Raw genomic sequence first — 1,826 nt, forward strand, 5'->3', positions numbered from 1 at the left:
GAGCTCACTGACCGCGGCCAACCGCTCACCAGCGGCCCGGTTCTCCGCCCGCGTCGCCACGGTCATCCGATCAACCAGCACCGCAGCCGCCTCGGCCATCCCATCGAACATGCTAGCGATACTAGCGACCGGGCCAGACACGTCATCCGCGCTAGCGCTCGATGCGAAACACCGCGTCGGCGCAGTCGACGCCCTCGGCTGACAACGCGCGTTTGAGCACCTTGAACGTTGCCGTGCGCGGCAACTCGGCGCTGACCCGCACATACGACGGCCACTGCTTGGGTCCGAGGTCGGGCTGCTCGGCCAGGAAACCGCGGAAACCCCCCGCGTCGAACTGCGCGCCCGGCGCCAGCACCAGCGCCGCCATCACCTGGTCGCCGACGGCCGGGTCCGGTACCGGGTACACCGCAACCTCGGCCACGTCCGGGTGTCGCAGCAGCACCCGTTCGATGGGCGCAGTGCCGAGGTTTTCACCGTCCACCCGCATCCAGTCGCCCAGCCTGCCGGCGAAATATGCGTACCCGGCGCCGTCGCGGTAGGCCAGATCACCGCTGTGGTAGACCCCGCCGGCCATCCGCTCGGCCTCGGCGGCCGGGTCGTTGTAGTAACCCTCGAAGCGACCGCCGCCCGTGACGTTCACCAGCTCACCGACCACACCGGGCGGGCAGGCTTCGCCGGTGTCGACGTCGATGATCGTCACCCCGTCGGGCAGCGGGCCCAGCGCACCGGCCGGGGTGTCGGGGGTGCTGCTGATCGCCACCCCGCCCTCGGTGGACCCGTACCCGTCGATCGCCGCGCAGCCGAACCTGCGAGCAAAACGTTCCACGTCGCCGGGGGCGCCCTCGTTGCCGTACACCGCCTTGAGCGGATTGTCCGCGTCATCCGGTCGCTCGGGTGTGGCCAGCACGTACGACAGCGGCTTGCCGACGTAGTTGGCGTAGGTCACGCCGTAGCGGCGGATGTCGGGGAGAAACTGCGACGCCGAGAACTTGCGCCGCAACACCAGGGAACCGCGGCAGGCCAGCGAAACCGCCCAGCCGGCCAGCACGGCGTTGGAGTGAAACAGCGGCATCGACACGTAGCAGACATCGTCGGCGCCGAGACTGAACCGCTCGGCCATCGTCACGCCGGCGATCGCCACCTTGCCGTGGCTGACCTTGACCGCCTTCGGGTCACCGCTGGTGCCTGAGGTGTAGATCAGCATGAACAAGTCCGCCGGTCTGCTGGACACAACAGACACCTCGGCTCCCCTATGCGCGGCCAGTTCGTCGGCCCACGCGGCGGAGTCGACATTGACATGCTCGATGTCACCGAGCGTGGCAGCCGATCTCGAGTCGGCAAGCACCAACTGGCAGTCGGCATGGGCGATGTCGCGGGCGAGCGCCGGCCCGCGGCGGATCGGGTTGAGCCCCACCGGGACGATGCCGAACATCCCGGTGGCCACCAGCAGCGCGGAGAAGAACGGTGTGTTTTCCAGCAGCACCCCGACATGCGGCGGGCGGCCCGGATCGAGGCGGCCGCGCAGCGTGGACGCGATCGCCGCCGCGTCCCGGATGTGGTCACGCCAGCTGGTGAACGAGTCCTCGAAGTCCACGCCCCGATCTTCGACGCCCACGAGCGGGGTCAGCAGTTCGGTGACGGTCGGTAACGCGGACACTGCGATTCACACCGGAGTGTCGGCAAGTTCACGGCCGATCCGGCGCAGCTGTCCGGTCGCGCCGCCCAGCGTGAACTCGGCCTGCTTGGCAGCCAGGAAGTAGCGGTGGATCGGATGGTCGACGTCGATGCCCACCCCGCCGTGCACGTGAACGATGGTGTGGGCCACC

General features: G+C 69.1%; 1 protein-coding gene and 1 pseudogene. Both read right to left on the minus strand.

The features are described 5' to 3' along the window. Positions 1-151: 151 nt before the first annotated feature. Positions 152-1,657: a long-chain-fatty-acid--CoA ligase FadD17 gene (gene fadD17, locus AC2VON_RS22240; protein WP_486954805.1), complete on the minus strand. Its 1,506-nt coding sequence runs from the start codon at positions 1,655-1,657 to the stop codon at positions 152-154. Between the two features lie 6 nt (positions 1,658-1,663). Beyond that, positions 1,664-1,826: pseudogene (locus AC2VON_RS22245) on the minus strand (acyl-CoA dehydrogenase family protein); the annotation flags it as partial.

Source organism: Mycobacterium sp. TH-M82, assembly GCF_057473605.1.